1 pseudogene is annotated in these 586 nt (G+C 39.1%); it reads left to right on the forward strand.

Going from position 1 to position 586, the window contains the following annotated elements:
• Positions 1–586: pseudogene (locus TH67_RS10110) on the forward strand (Cj0814 family flagellar-dependent secreted protein); the annotation flags it as partial.

Raw genomic sequence — 586 nt, forward strand, 5'->3', positions numbered from 1 at the left:
TTCAACCCAAGCTTTGATGGCGGAGATGGCATGCAGCCACTAAAGCCAACAACAGATATCTTTAACAACAATAATGGTGGCAAAGAGAGTGTGGGAAGTGGTGTTTTTATCGATCCACACGGCGAAAGATACACAAACAAAGATGGCTCTATAACTAGAGGCGGACTTTTAGCAGCCGTTATAAATAGCAACCTTGACGTCAAAGAAGGTGAAACCACCGTTTTTGGAAAGAAGCAAGGCTTTGATAAGAGCGTAGATAGTAAAGAATTTAGTAGGGCATTTGAGCTATTTGAGCTTATGGGTGAGATGAAATTTGGAGCAAATTTCAACAAAGCAAGCGACTCTGATCTATCTGGTATGCCTGAATATATGCAAGAGTATGTTAAGTATAAAAGAGACCTTGTCTATGTAGATCTAACGACTGGGTTTGTCGGTAAGTATTCAGATGAAGAAGACGAACTCTCATTTAAAAAGATGATGGAGCGCAATCTAAAAATGTTAAAGCTACTCTTTGGTGAGATAGACAAAGACGGCAAAAAGAGCAAAGACTTTATGGATAGCTTTTTAAAATTTAGCATGCCACCTT

Origin of the sequence: Campylobacter concisus, assembly GCF_001891085.1 — a bacterium.
In the GTDB taxonomy this organism is placed as follows: domain Bacteria; phylum Campylobacterota; class Campylobacteria; order Campylobacterales; family Campylobacteraceae; genus Campylobacter_A; species Campylobacter_A concisus_O.